Source organism: Gluconacetobacter tumulisoli (assembly GCF_014174155.1).
GTDB classification, from domain to species: Bacteria; Pseudomonadota; Alphaproteobacteria; order Acetobacterales; family Acetobacteraceae; genus Gluconacetobacter; species Gluconacetobacter tumulisoli.
This window is the reverse complement of sequence record NZ_JABEQM010000018.1, coordinates 31,995-45,761: the sequence shown is the minus strand read 5'-3', so window position 1 is coordinate 45,761 and position 13,767 is coordinate 31,995. Positions and strand designations below refer to the sequence as shown.

Annotated in this window: 12 protein-coding genes; 3 read left to right on the top strand and 9 right to left on the bottom strand. The window is 69.6% G+C overall.

Annotated features, from left to right (window positions below; translation table 11 throughout):
- Positions 1-13: 13 nt before the first annotated feature.
- Positions 14-1,699 (bottom strand): NAD(P)/FAD-dependent oxidoreductase, encoded by a 1,686-nt coding sequence (locus tag HLH28_RS16245; protein ID WP_182961134.1) that lies wholly within the window; start codon positions 1,697-1,699, stop codon positions 14-16.
- Positions 1,700-1,915: 216 nt separating this feature from the next.
- Between HLH28_RS16245 and HLH28_RS16240 the strand changes: the two genes are divergently transcribed.
- The 3 genes from HLH28_RS16240 to HLH28_RS16230 all read left to right on the top strand — a co-directional run bounded on the left by HLH28_RS16240 (position 1,916) and on the right by HLH28_RS16230 (position 5,428).
- Positions 1,916-2,947 (top strand): cation diffusion facilitator family transporter, encoded by a 1,032-nt coding sequence (locus HLH28_RS16240; RefSeq protein WP_182961132.1) that lies wholly within the window; start codon positions 1,916-1,918, stop codon positions 2,945-2,947.
- A 3-nt stretch (positions 2,948-2,950) separates the two neighbouring features.
- A complete protein-coding gene (locus tag HLH28_RS16235; protein ID WP_182961130.1) occupies positions 2,951-3,847 on the top strand; it encodes a cation diffusion facilitator family transporter in 897 nt (298 codons plus the stop codon).
- A 210-nt stretch (positions 3,848-4,057) separates the two neighbouring features.
- Positions 4,058-5,428: a chloride channel protein gene (locus tag HLH28_RS16230; RefSeq protein ID WP_182961161.1), complete on the top strand. Its 1,371-nt coding sequence runs from the start codon at positions 4,058-4,060 to the stop codon at positions 5,426-5,428.
- Positions 5,429-5,473: 45 nt separating this feature from the next.
- Here HLH28_RS16230 and HLH28_RS16225 read toward each other — a convergent pair whose 3' ends face one another.
- The 8 genes from HLH28_RS16225 to HLH28_RS16190 all read right to left on the bottom strand — a co-directional run bounded on the left by HLH28_RS16225 (position 5,474) and on the right by HLH28_RS16190 (position 13,222).
- Entirely contained in the window at positions 5,474-6,535 is a 1,062-nt protein-coding gene (locus HLH28_RS16225; protein WP_182961128.1) for a WD40 repeat domain-containing protein, read from the bottom strand.
- Positions 6,532-7,530: a CobW family GTP-binding protein gene (locus HLH28_RS16220; RefSeq protein WP_182961126.1), complete on the bottom strand. Its 999-nt coding sequence runs from the start codon at positions 7,528-7,530 to the stop codon at positions 6,532-6,534. Before HLH28_RS16220 ends, HLH28_RS16225 begins: the two co-directional genes overlap by 4 nt.
- A gap of 81 nt (positions 7,531-7,611) precedes the next feature.
- A complete protein-coding gene (locus HLH28_RS16215) occupies positions 7,612-8,709 on the bottom strand; it encodes a glycosyltransferase family 4 protein (RefSeq protein ID WP_182961124.1) in 1,098 nt (365 codons plus the stop codon).
- Positions 8,710-8,716: 7 nt separating this feature from the next.
- On the bottom strand, positions 8,717-9,385 hold the full coding sequence (locus HLH28_RS16210) for a glutathione S-transferase (RefSeq protein ID WP_182961122.1): 669 nt from the start codon (positions 9,383-9,385) through the stop codon (positions 8,717-8,719).
- 29 nt (positions 9,386-9,414) lie between these two features.
- The gene (gene mnmA / locus HLH28_RS16205; RefSeq protein ID WP_182961119.1) at positions 9,415-10,494 is read right to left on the bottom strand and encodes a tRNA 2-thiouridine(34) synthase MnmA; all 1,080 of its coding nucleotides are present in this window, start codon (positions 10,492-10,494) and stop codon (positions 9,415-9,417) included.
- 24 nt (positions 10,495-10,518) lie between these two features.
- Positions 10,519-10,833 carry a ferredoxin family 2Fe-2S iron-sulfur cluster binding protein gene (locus tag HLH28_RS16200; protein WP_182961117.1) on the bottom strand — a complete coding sequence of 105 codons (315 nt, stop codon included), beginning with the start codon at positions 10,831-10,833 and terminating at the stop codon, positions 10,519-10,521.
- Positions 10,821-12,056 carry a cysteine desulfurase family protein gene (locus HLH28_RS16195; RefSeq protein WP_182961115.1) on the bottom strand — a complete coding sequence of 412 codons (1,236 nt, stop codon included), beginning with the start codon at positions 12,054-12,056 and terminating at the stop codon, positions 10,821-10,823. Before HLH28_RS16195 ends, HLH28_RS16200 begins: the two co-directional genes overlap by 13 nt.
- Positions 12,053-13,222 carry a cysteine desulfurase family protein gene (locus HLH28_RS16190; protein WP_408869861.1) on the bottom strand — a complete coding sequence of 390 codons (1,170 nt, stop codon included), beginning with the start codon at positions 13,220-13,222 and terminating at the stop codon, positions 12,053-12,055. Before HLH28_RS16190 ends, HLH28_RS16195 begins: the two co-directional genes overlap by 4 nt.
- Positions 13,223-13,767: the final 545 nt, after the last annotated feature.

Here is a 13,767-nt window from a genome sequence, read left to right as displayed (position 1 = left end):
CGACCGCTCCGCGCTACTGCGCGGCGGCGGTGTGGGTCATCGTTTCGCGGATCAGGCCGTCCACCGGGCGACCGGCCATCGTCAGGGCGACCGCCTCGGCCACGCGAATGCCGTCGATCCCTGCCGACAGGATGCCGCCGGCATAGCCCGCGCCCTCGCCCGCCGGATAGAGGCCGGCGGTGTTCACGCTCTGCCCGTCCGGACCGCGCGGGATCCGCAGCGGCGATGACGTGCGGGTTTCCACCCCGGTCATCACCGCGTCGTCCATCGAAAAGCCGCGCAACCGTCGCTCGAACATCGGCAGGGCCTCGCGCATGGCCGCCACGACATAGTCCGGCAGGCAGGTCGCAAGATCGGTCGGCGTCACGCCGGGGCGGTAGGACGGTTCCACCGTGCCCAGGTGGGTCGATGGCCGTCCGGCCAGGAAATCGCCCACGCGCTGCGCCGGCGCGCGATAGGCGCCGCCGCCCGCAAGAAACGCCTGGCGTTCCCAGTGACGCTGGAAGGCGATGCCGGCCAGCGGGTCGTCCGGATAATCGACCCCCGGCGTCACGCCCACGACGATGCCGGCGTTGGCGTTGCGCTCGGCCCGGGAATACTGGCTCATGCCGTTGGTGACGACGCGGCCTTCCTCGGACGTCGCGGCGACGACGGTGCCGCCCGGGCACATGCAGAAGGAATAGACCGCGCGCCCGTTGGCGGCATGATGCACCAGCCGGTAGTCCGCTGCCCCCAGCAGCGGATTGGCCGCCTGCGTGCCGAACCGGGCCATGTCGATGACCGATTGCGGATGTTCGATGCGCACGCCGATGGAAAAGGGTTTCGCGCGCATCTCCACTCCCGCGTCGCGCAGCATGGCGAACGTGTCGCGGGCGCTGTGGCCGATGGCCAGCACGACATGACCGGTCGGAACGATGCCGCCGTCGGACAGGCGCACGCCCTCCACCCGCCGGGCGCCGGCAGCGTCGCGGACGATCAGGATCTCCTCGACCCGGGTGCCGAAGCGATATTCGCCGCCCAGCGATTCGATCTGGGCACGGATATGCTCGACCATCGATACCAGGCGGAACGTGCCGATATGCGGCTTCGACAGGTACAGGATTTCCTCGGGCGCGCCGGCCCGCACGAATTCCGCCAGGACCTTGCGCCCGTAATGGCGCGGGTCGCTGACCTGGCTATAGAGCTTGCCGTCCGAGAACGTCCCCGCCCCGCCTTCGCCGAACTGGACGTTGCTTTCCGGCGTCAGGATCGATTTGCGCCACAGGGCGAACGTATCGACGGTGCGTTCGCGCACGATCTTGCCGCGTTCCAGGATCAGCGGCCGCAACCCCATCTGCGCCAGCAGCAACCCTGCCAGCAACCCGCACGGCCCGGCCCCGATCACCACCGGACGCCGGTATCCGTCGCGCGCCGCCAGGGCCGCGCCGTCGTCCACGACGAAACGATAGGCCGTGTCCGGCGCCAAGGCGACATGGCGGTCGTCCGCCAGCCGCGCCAGCACCGCGTCCTGGTCGTGCACCGCGCAATCGACGGTATAGACCAGCACGATCGCCCCACGCCGCCGTGCGTCATAGCCCCGGCGGAATACCGTATGGTCCAGCAAGTCCCCGGCCGGGATGCCCAGCCGCCGCACGATCTCCGCCGCCAGCGCGTCGGGCGCATGGTCGAGGGGAAGCCTGATTTCGGTCAGTCTGATCATGTCGGCGGCCAGATTCATCTCGGTTGGGGGGCGGGGATCGATAATGGGGCGGATCGCACCCTTTCCGGGCGTGCCATATCACGACGGCCGGCCGCGGCAAAAGGCCGCGTCCCGCACGCATCGCGCCCGGGGTGGCAACGCGGGGCTGGCCGCGCCGTCCGGGCTTCTGTTAGAGAAAGCCCGCCCCTCCCCGGACATCGAGACATCCAGGACGCCATGGCCGACGCGCACGACCATTCCCACACGCATCCCCACGACGATGCCGACGAGGGACATTCCCATGATCACCACCATGGACATGACCACGGGCATGGCCACGGTCACGGCTTCGGGCATCATCACGCGCACGCCCCGTCCTCCTATGGCATGGCCTTCACCATCGGAATCACACTGAACCTGGTCTATGTCGCGGCAGAGGCCGCATGGGGCGTGCTGTCCCATGCGCTGGCGCTGCTGGCCGACGCGGGGCACAACCTGTCAGACGTGCTGGCCCTGGCGGCCGCCTGGCTGGCACAGCGCCTGTCACAACGCGCCCCCAGCGCCGATTTCACCTATGGCCTGCGCCGGTCGTCCATTCTGGCCGCGCTGACCAACGCCATCGTGCTGCTGCTGGTCACCGGCGGCATCGTGTGGGAGGCGATCCTGCGCCTAGCAACCCCCGCCCCCGTTGCCGGCGGCACGATCATGGCGGTCGCGGGCGTCGGCATCCTGGTCAACGGGGTCACGGCCCTGCTGTTCGCCAGCGGCAGCCGCGACGACCTGAATATCAGGGGCGCCTTCCTGCACATGGCGGCGGACGCGCTGATGTCGCTGGCCGTGGTGATCGCGGGCGGGGTGATCCTTTATACGGGCTGGCTGCGCGTCGATCCGGTCATCAGCCTGGTGGTATCGGCCGCGATCGTCGCCGGCACATGGTCGCTGCTGCGCGATTCGCTGGACATGGCGCTGGATCGCGTGCCCCGCACCATCGACCGGCAGGGAGTCGAGGCCTATCTGCGCGCGCTGCCGGGGGTGACGGACCTGCACGACCTGCATATCTGGCCCCTCAGCACCACCGAGACCGCCCTGACCGTGCATCTGGTCCGTGCCGCCTGCCCTGGCGGCGACGCCGCACCCACCGACGACACCCTGCTGCGCGACGCGACCGAGGCATTGCGGACGCAGTTTCGGATCGGCCATCCGACCTTCCAGATCGAGACCCTGTCGGATGCCGCGCACTGTACCCTGGCCGACGCGCATACGGTCTGATCCATGCCGCAGATCAGCAAATACGCCATCGCCTGGACCAGCCTGGGCGTCAGCCTGGTTGCGCTGGCCCTGAAATACGCCGCCTGGCGGGTGACGGGCAGCATCGCGCTCTATTCCGACGCGATGGAGACGATCATCAACGTGGTCGCGGCCCTGGCCGGATTATGGGCGCTGCGCGTCGCCAGCCTGCCGCCGGACGAAAACCACACCTATGGCCATTACAAGGCCGAATATCTGTCGGCGGTGGTCGAAGGCGTCCTGGTCATCCTGACGGCACTGGCCATCGGGCGCGAGGCCTGGCTGGACTGGCAGCACCCCGTCCTGCCGCGCGCACCGCTGCCGGGCATCCTGCTGAACGGTTCGGCGGGCGTGCTGAACCTGGCCTGGGCGCTGGTCCTGCTGCGGGCCGGGCGGGCGCGGCGGTCGCCGACGCTGGTCGCGGCGGGGCAGCACGTCATGTCCGACGTCTGGACCACCGTCGGGCTGATCTGCGGCTTCACGCTGATCCCGCTGACGGGATGGGTCCGGCTGGACGCGACCCTGGCAGGCCTGATCGCGCTGAACGTCCTGCGGGTCGGGTGGGACATGATGCGGACCTCGATCGCCGGATTGATGGACGAGGCCCCCGATTCCGACACGCTAGCGGACATCCGGACCATCATCGCCGACAACGCCCAGGGCGCGATCGAGGCCCATGACCTGCGCGCGCGCATCGTCGGCGCCATGGCGTTCGTCGAATTTCACCTGGTCGTCCCCGGCGGCATGAGCGTCGACACCGCCCACGAGATCTGCGACCGGATCGAGGCCGCCTTGCGCGCGCGCATCGGCCAGGCCCTGATCCACATCCATGTCGAGCCCGAGCGCAAGGCAAAGCATGAGGGGATCGCCATCTCCTCCTGACGGGCCGGCTGGCCCCTTCCCCGTGCGTGGGACAATACAGCCTGTACCCCGAAACAGGGGTCGCGAACGGGTTCCTGTGGAACCGCGCCGACGATCCGCGGTAAAGGGGCACATGCCGCCGCACACTCACCCTGCCCCCTGCGGGCAAGGACCATCATGCCGCACATCCGAATGATGAAGACCGACCTGACTGAAATGCGCGTCCGCCACATGCGGCAGTTGCGCCGGTCCGCCCGGGTGACGACGGCGCAATGGCGGCGCAAGCTGGTGTACTGGACGGCCGCGATCTTGGTCGGGCTGGTGGCCGTGGGCTTCGCCACCGCGGCGGACGAAGCCGAGTCCCTGCGGACCCGCATGATCGCGTGGGATCCCTGGATCGTGCTGGCGCTGACACCGGCGGGGCTGGCATTGTCGTCCTGGCTGACCCGCACCCTGTTCCGCGGCGCGCAGGGCAGCGGCATCCCGCAGACGATCGCCACCCTACACCTGGAAGATTTCACGGTCGTCGACCGCCTGCTGTCGCTGCGGATCGCATTCGGCAAGATCCTGCTGACGACGCTGGGCCTGCTGGCCGGCGCCTCGATCGGCCGCGAGGGGCCGACGGTACAGGTCGGGGCCGCGATCATGCATGCGTTCGGCCGGTGGCTGAACCTGTCTGCGATCGGCATCCGGCGGGGGCTGATCCTGGCGGGCGGCGCGTCGGGCGTGTCGGCGGCCTTCAACACGCCGCTGGGCGGAATCGTCTTCGCCATCGAGGAACTGAGTCATTCCTTCGAACAGCGCACCAGCGGCACGATGCTGACCGGCGTCATCCTGTCGGGCGTCACCGCCATCGCCCTGGTCGGCAACTATACCTATTTCGGCCATACCGACGTCGTGGTGCCGATCGGCATCAGCTGGATCGCAGTGCTGGCCTGCGGCATCCTGGGCGGCGTCAGCGGCGGCGCGTTCTCGGCCATCCTGATCCGTACCTCGGCAGGACTGCCCGGCCTGCTGGGACAGTTCGTGAGCCGCCATCCGGTCGCCTTCGCCGCGCTGTGCGGCGTGGTCCTGGCCGTCCTGGGCATCGCGTCCGGGGGAATCACCTATGGCACCGGCTATGTCCAGGCGCGCGAGATCATCGCCGGGCAGACGCATTACCCGGCGTCGTTCTTCATCCTGAAATACGTCGCCACCATCGTGTCGTACTGTTCCGGCATTCCGGGCGGACTGTTCGCGCCGTCGCTGGCCGTCGGCGCCGGGATGGGCGGATGGGTGGCGCAGTTCTTGCCGCACACGACGCCGGGCGCCGTCGTTCTGCTGGGAACCGTCGCCTATTTCTCGGCCGTGGTACAGGCGCCGCTGACGGCGACGGTGATCGTGATGGAAATGTCGGACAATCAGCAGGTAACCCTGGCGCTGCTGGCGACGTCGTTCCTGGCCTATGCCGTGTCGCGCATGATCTGCGGCCATTCGCTTTACAGCGCGCTGGCCGAAAAATTCCTGGGCGTGGTGGAAAACGCCCCGCCCCCGCAGGCCGAAACGGCGGCGCCGGCACACGCGACAGGCCTACCGGACCGCGCCGTCCCCAAGGCGACCTGAAAGGTCCCGCCCTGAACGCCATACGCGTTCAGGGCGGCCATCCCCTTATCGCGCCGTCAGGTCCACGACGCCGATCTGCCCGTCCTCGGTCCCGAAGGCCAGGGCGCAGCCGTCGGGGCTGAACGCCAGCGCCGACACGGGGCCGTCCCCCGCGCCGCGTACCGGTAGCACGCGCTGCGCCGCGGCGTCCTCCAGCAGGATCGTGCCATCGGCGAAGCCCGCGGCGACGATCTCATGCACCGGGTGGCAGGCCACGCGCTGGCAGATCACGCCCGGCACGCCGGCCAGTTCGGATGGCGGCTTGCCCATCGGGCCGCCGCCGAAGAACGGCCACATCACGACGCTGTCCGCCCCGCTGGTCACCAGCCATTTTCCGGTACGGGAAAACGCCATCGACTGCACCTTCTGCGGATAACCGCTCATGCGCATGTTGTGGCCGTCGGACAGGCGCCAGCCATGCAGGTCGTTTTCCTGCATGGTGGTCACCAGCGCCTCACCGCCCGGATGGATCGCGATGCCGGTATGGCTACCCTTCCATTCCAGGCGCCGGGGCGTGTCGACCTTGGCATGCACGAACCACAGCGACGCGCCGTTATAGTGCGACGCCCCGATCCGCTTGCCCTTGGCGTCGAAGGCGATGCCGCTGACGGTCGAGGGATGTTCCAGCACCTTCAGCGTCTTCGTGCCCGTGGCATCGCGCAGTTCCACCTGCTTGGCGGAGGCGAAGGCGATCACCCCGAATTTGCCGTCCGACCAGCTTGCGACATGCTCGACCCAGCGCCGGCCACGCACCAGGTCGGTCACCGACCCGTCAGCCCCCACGCGGCGCAGGGTGTTGTCGTCGCCCCCGGTCAGGAAACCCGACGGCGCGGCATCGGCCGAAACCGACAGGATCGCACCGTCATGCACGGTCTGTACCTGCCACGCCGCCGCGTCGGCGAAATCCTCGCGCGCCGCCAGGATGATATCGCCCTCGCCGGTCACGAACGCGAACTGCCGGCTGTCGCGCGACGCGACGCAGCCGATGACATGGCCCTCGACGCCGCGCACCGCGCCGCGTGTCTCCAGCAGGCCGGGCGGCGCGCCGCCCGTCACCGACCCGCTCATTGCGCGCGGCAGCTTTCGAAACCGCGACGAAGGCGCGGACGATTGAGGTTCCGGCCGATGAAGACCAGACGGGACTCCCGCTTCTCGCCGTCCTTCCAGGGGCCGATGAAGCCGCCGTCAGCCATCATGTGCACGGCCTGGAAGGCGAAGCGCCGGTCCTCGCCGGCATAATTCAGGATGCCCTTGGCGCGCAGGATGTCCGGCCCCTGCTCCTGCAGCACTGCGCCGATCCAGGCCTGGAACTTCGCCGCATCCAGCGGTTCCTCGACCTCATAGGACACCGACGTCACGTTTTCCTCGTGGCTGTGGCTGGTGTCCTCCAGGAAACGCGGGGCATGCTGCAGCGCGCGTTGCAGGTCGAACCCGCCCTGGTCCAGCACGTCAGTCAGCGCCACGTCGCCGCGCTGTGCGCGATGCAGTCGCGCCACGGCGTTGATGGCGCGAATGCGCGATTCGATGGTCGCGATCTCGACCTCGTCCACCAGGTCGGTCTTGTTCAGGATGATGACGTCGGCGAAGGCGATCTGGTTCACCGCCTCGGGGCTCTCGTCCAGCGTCTGGAGCACATTCTTGGCGTCCACGACGGTCACGACGGCATCCAGCCGCGTCTTGCCGCGCACGTCTTCGTCCACGAAGAAAGTCTGCGCGACCGGGGCCGGATCGGCCAGGCCCGTGGTCTCGACGATGATGCCGTCGAACTTCCCGCGCCGCTTCATCAGGCTGCCGAGAATGCGGATCAGGTCACCCCGCACCGTGCAGCAGATGCAGCCGTTATTCATCTCGAACACTTCCTCGTCGGCATCCACCACGAGGTCGTTGTCCACGCCGAGTTCCCCGAACTCATTGATGACAACGGCATATTTTCGCCCGTGCTCGGCCGTCAGGATGTGGTTGAGCAGCGTGGTCTTCCCCGCGCCCAGGAAGCCGGTCAGCACCGTCACCGGCACCAGCCCGTCACTAGCCCCGGCCTGCGGTGCCTGCTGGGTCTCAGACATGTGTTCTCCTGTCATGCATCCAATCGTCCCTGCATATAGGCCCGCCGGGCAACCAGTCCCATCCCCCCGGGGCAGGAAACGTCATGCGCGGGGCGGTGATCCCCCTTCCATGCAGGCCCGGCGCAGATCCTCCAGGCGCGCGCGCGCCGCCGGGCGCGCGAAGGCCTGTGCCCGCGCCAGTCCCCGGTGCGACAGGTCGGTGCGCAATGTCTCGGACCCCGCCAGGCGCCCGATCGCCTCGATCAGGCCCGCCGCCGGCTCCGGCTCGGCCAGCAGGGCGGCGTCGCCCACCACATCGGCCAGGCCGCCGCGGGGCGACGCCACCAGGGCCGCGCCACAGGCCATGGCTTCCAGGGCCGTCATGCCGAAGGGTTCCGGCCACCGGCTGGGCACCACGACGATGGCGGCCCGGGCCATCGCCGCCAGCACCCGATCATGCGGCTGGTAACCTGCCATGCCCACGCCCGCCGCGCGCGCGCGCGGACGCAGACCAGCCAGGAACGGGGTTTCCGGCGAATCGGGCCCGAAACGGTCCGCGCCGATCATTTCCGCCCGCCAGCCCGGCAGGTCCGGCAGCAGGGCGGCGCAGGCGGCCACGAACGCATCGGCCCCCTTGTCCGCCACCACCCGGCCGGCGAACAGGATGGTCCGCTCCCGCTCGGGGACGGGCAGCGGCGGCGGCAGAACCGTCAGGTCGATGCAGTTCGGCGCCACGTCCACCGTGTGGCCCGGGGCGGCCACCCCGTCCATGAACCGGTCGCGCAGCCAGCCGGACACCGTGACGACGCGCATGCGCCGCAGGATTGCCGCGCGCTGCCCCGCGCTCCGGGCCTGGCGCATCGCCTGCGGATCGTTGTGCAGGACCAGCATCATCGGCAGTCCCACAAGGCGCCGGGCCAGCGTCACGGCGATATCGGGGCGGTTATGCACCTCGATCATCGCCGGGCGCAGGGTCCGGATCGTCCGGGCAACGGCAGCGACATAGCGCCCGCCATCCCAGAATGAGGGGACAGCCGGAGAGAACGTCACGTCATCGAACGGCACATCGACCCGCGCGCCCACCACCACATCGCCCGGACCGGCCAGGCGGTGGACCAGCAAGCCGATCGCACCGGCCTGCCCCCGCGCGAACCGTTCGCGCGGGGGCAGGATCGTTACGACCGGGCGCCTGTCCGTCATCCGGCCGTCAGGGAACGGATTCGTAACGGTCGAGTCGCCAGGATTCCGGTTCTGCCGCCGCGTCGGCATACCATTGCACCATCAGCGGGTGCGCCCGCAGCGCCGCCGCGTATTCCGCCGCCACCGGCGACAGCGCCACGCCATAGGACAGGAAACGGGCGATGATCGGCGCGTACATCGCATCCGCGACCGTCAGGACGGGGCCGAACAGGTAGGGCCCGTCCGCCCCGAAGGCCGCACGGGTTTCGGACAGGATCGTATCGATCCGCGCGGTGTCCGCCACGACATCCGGCGTCAGGCCGTCGGCCAGCGGGCGGGCATCACGGCCCAGATTCATCGGCATGGCGATGCGCAGCGCGCGAAAGCCCGCATGCATTTCCGACGCGATGCTGCGGGCATGGGCGCGCGCCACCCGCTCGGACGGCCACAGGGCCGGTGCGATTTCGGCGCAATATTCGCCGATCGCCAGGCTTTCCCAGACCCGCGCACCCCGATGTTCCAGGTAGGGCACCAGCCCGTTGGGCGACACCGCCTTGATCCCCGCCGTACCGCCCCCGCCGGCGATAGGGATTACGACCTCATCGACGTCCAGGCCGGCCGCATGGACGACCAGCCAGCCCCGCAGCGACCAGGACGAATATCGCCGTGTTCCGATGACCAGTCTGCCGTCCGTCATGTCGTTCCCCATTTTCCGCGCCGGGCCGTTCAGGCCGCCTGCGTCGCGCGCCGTCGAATGAACCCGCCGCCCAGGACCCGGCTGCCGTCATACAGGACGCAGGCCTGCCCGGGGGCCGGCATCGCGGCCTCGTCCAGCACCACCGTGGCACCATCCGCCGTCCGCCGCACGACCGCGTCGCGCGCGATCTCACGCGCGCGGATCTGCACCTTGCAGCGCAGATCGCCCTCGGGCGGCGCGATCAGCCAGTTCATGTCCCGCAGCACCATGTCCCGCACCGCGCTGCCGGCCCGGGGGCCGATCACCACGCGCCGCGCCGTGGGCTCGATGCCGACCACCATCTGCCGCGCGCCGTCGCGCATCGCCGCCGATCCCAGGCGGCGGCTCTGCCCGACCGTAAAGCGCGTGACGCCGTCATGCCGCCCTACGACCTGACCGCCGGCATCCACGATCTCGCCCCCGCCCGCCATGTCGGGGCGCAGTTTTTCGACCAGGGCGGCATAGGATCCGTCGGGAACGAAGCACAGGTCCTGGCTGTCGGGCTTGGCGGCAACGGCCAGGCCGAACCGTTCGGCCTCGGCCCGCACGGCAGCCTTGTCCGACAAATCGCCTAGCGGAAAGCGCAGGAAATCGAGCTGCGCCCGCGTCGTGGCGAACAGGAACCAGGACTGGTCGCGCTCCGCATCCACGGGGCGATGCAGTTCGGGGCCGTCCGGCCCCTCGATGCGGCGCACGTAATGGCCGGTGGCCATCGCATCCGCCCCCAGGTCGCGCGCCATGCCCAGAAGATCGGTGAATTTTACACCCTGGTTGCAGGCGACGCAGGGCACGGGTGTTTCGCCCCCGGCATAGGCGTCGGCAAACGTCTCGATCACGCTCTGCCGGAAGCGGCTTTCGGCGTCGATGACGTAATGGGGAATACCCAGCCGGTCGGCGACGCGGCGGGCATCGTGGATATCCCGCCCCGCGCAGCACGCGCCCTTGCGCGCGCCTTCACGCGAATCATAGAGCTGAAGCGTCGCGCCGAAGACCTCGTGCCCCTCGGCCACCAGCCTTGCCGCGACGACGCTGCTGTCCACGCCGCCGGACATGGCGACCATGATTCGCATGGGCAGGGTCCTTCCGCCTGTTCCTCAGGCCGTACGCGGCAGGCGCACGACCAGCCCGTCCAGCGCCTCGGTCATGACGATCTGGCAGCCGAGACGCGACGTCTTCTCCAGCCCGAAGGCCAGGTCCAGCATGTCTTCCTCGTCCTCGGTCGGTTCGGCCAGCTTCGGCGCCCAGTCGGGATCGACGACTACGTGGCAGGTCGCGCAGGCCAGCGACCCCTCGCACGCGCCTTCCAGATCGACCCCGTGCTTGTGCGCGATCTCGAGGACCGAAAGACCCAGCGGGGCGTCGACCTCGCGGCGCGTACCGTCGCTCTCGATGAAAATCATGTGCGGCATTCTGCTATCCTGGCCGTATCGTCTTGGGTGGAACCGTCATCGGCGGATTGGGCGGCGCGCTCCCGTCCCGCCGCGCGGACATCCTCCACCGCCCGGCACAGGATCGCGGCCGCACGATCCATATCGGCGGCTGAGGTATAGCGTCCCACGGCCAGACGCAAGCTCCGTGCCGCCGCATCCGCGTCCAGCCCCATCGCCGTCAGCACGTAGGAAGGCACCAGTTCGGCCGATGAGCACGCCGATCCGGTGGAGATGCACAGTCCCTCGGCCCGGGCGATCACGTCCAGCGCCCGCACGTCGGGCAGGCACAGGTTGAGGTTGGCCGGCAGGCGATGCGCCATCGACCCGTTGACCGCGATCCCCGGGATCGCCGCCTGCAACCGCGCCAGCAGGCCGTCGCGCAGGGCGCCCATCCGCCGCGCCTCCGCCACCCGGTCAGTGCGTGCGATGCGGCAGGCTTCGCCGAACCCCACCAGCAGCGGCGTCGGCAAGGTGCCGGAGCGGACCCCGCGTTCCTGCCCGCCGCCCGAGAACAGCGGGGCCAGCCGGACGCGCGGCCGCCGGCGCACATACAGTGCACCCACGCCCTTGGGCCCGTACAGCTTGTGCGCCGACACGGACGCCAGGTCGACATCCATCGCCCGCACGTCCAGCGCCGTCTTGCCCGCCGCCTGCGCCATGTCGCTGTGCAGCAGCGCGCCGGCCGCCCGCACGATCGGCGCCAGCGCCGCCAGGTCGTGCAGCACGCCGGTCTCGTTATTGGCGGCCATGATGCTGACCAGCAGGGTCGGGACCGCCAGTGCCGCGCGCAGGGTTTCGGGATCCAGCCGTCCGTCCGGGCCGACCGGTAGGATGACGGGGTCGAATCCTTCCGCCGCCAGGTCGCGCACGGCCTCCAGCACGCATTTATGCTCGGTCGCCACGGTGACGACCCGCCGGCGTGTGTCGCCCCGCGCCGCCAGATGGCGCACCGCGCCCTTGATGGCGATATTGTTGGCCTCGGTCGCGCCCGAGGTAAACACGACCTCGCGCGCATCGGCCCCCAGCAGGGCCGCGACCTCGGCGCGTGCGACCTCCACCGCGTCCCACGCGCGCCGGCCCATCGCATGGTCGGCACTGTGCGGGTTGCCGAATTCGGTGGTGAACCAGGGCAACATCGCCTGGACCACCGCCGGATCGCACGGCGTCGTGGATTGATAGTCGAGATAGAGTTCCGCCGTCATGCCCGCACCTCCTCCGTCCCCACATTCTCGGGCACCGAGACGCGGGCCGGCAACCGTGCCGCCATCGCGGCATAGGCGGCGATGAATCGTGCCACATCTTCGGTGCGCGTCGTCCAGGGCAGCGAGACGCGAATCGCCTCGCCGGCCAGCGCGCCCAGCCCCATTGCCGCCAGCACGTGGGACCGCGCGACCTTTCCGGACGAACAGGCCGATCCCGCCGATACGCAGAACCCTGCAAGATCCAGCGCGATCAATTGCGTTTCCGCCCGCCGTCCAGGCAGCGCCAGCATGGTGGTATTGGGCAGGCGCGGCCCGCCGCCCCCGCAAACAATGGCCCCACCCGCCCGCGCGGCATCGTCGATCGCGTCGCGCCACCGCGCCGGAACGCCGTCCCCGGCCGTCATGTCCCGCACGGCCTCGGCCGCCGCCGCCGCCATCGCCGCGATCGCGGGCAGCGCCGGCGTGCCGCCGCGCCGCCCCTGCTCCTGCCCGCCGCCGGCCATCATGGGGGGCAGGGTCCGGACGACATCCCCGGAGAGCAACAAGGCCCCCGCCCCTTTCGGGCCGCCGAACTTGTGCCCCGAAATCGCGATGCTGTCCGCCCCCAGCGCGGCCAGATCCACCGGAATCCGGCCCGCGGCCTGCACCGCGTCGACATGCAGCAACGCCCCGCGCGCCCGGCAGACCCGCGCCGCCTCCGCCACCGGCTGGATCGTCCCGACCTCGTTATTCGCCAGCATCAGGCAGACCAGCGCGGGACGCCCGCCACCGTCCTCGGCCAACAGGCGGTCCAGCACGTCCAGGCGGGCGACGCCGTTCCCATCCACCGGAATGACCGCGCCGGCCGGCACGGCGGCGCGCACCGCGTCATGTTCGGTCGCGCCGGCCAGCAGGCGCCGGCCGCCCCCCAGGCCCGCGATCGCCAGGACGTTGGCCTCGGTCCCGCCGGAAGTGAAGATGCAGTTTTCCGCCCGTCCACCGAACGCGGCGGCCACCTCCTCCCGCGCCGATTCCAGAATCGCACGCGCCCGCCGTCCCGCGCGATGGACCGACGACGGATTGCCCACGACTGCCGCCACGTCGGCCATCGCCGCCAGGGCCGACGCGCGCACCGGTTCGGACGCATTGGCGTCGAAATAGGAAAAATCGTCGTCCATGCCACGCATCCTTGCGTTTACCCCCTCCTGCTCTGGACGGTCGGCCCTTGCCCGCGCCATGCCGCCCATCGTCGACCGACACGATTTATCTGGCAATTGGCGATTCCGGATCGCTATATACACTCACCTGTCCGGCCGGTCGGCACCTGCCCGGTTCCCGGACAAGCACATGTTTTCATGGCTGCACGCGCCATTCCGCCCGACGCGAAGCCGACGGCGGAACCGATCGGAGGGCTGAAAAAGGGATAGTGGACTATGGCCATGTCATGCTGGAAGTCAACCGGCCCGCGCGAGCCCGCCCGTCCGGCCTCCCGAATGACTGACAGGAACGCATCCCACGCCCGACAAACCAGCATTTTGAATGGTGCGCGGCTTGCCTCACAATAATAAAAAAACGATTTCGAAGGCACTCCAGGCCCCAACGGGCCAGCGGTGCCGAAATGACCAGGTTTGACATGAAGCGGCTGCCCGATCGCGCCTCCCGGCCCGGAGGCGCCCGACGGGGCTTTTTTCTTCGCCGACAGATGACGGGGCATCGTCATCCGCAGGCCGTA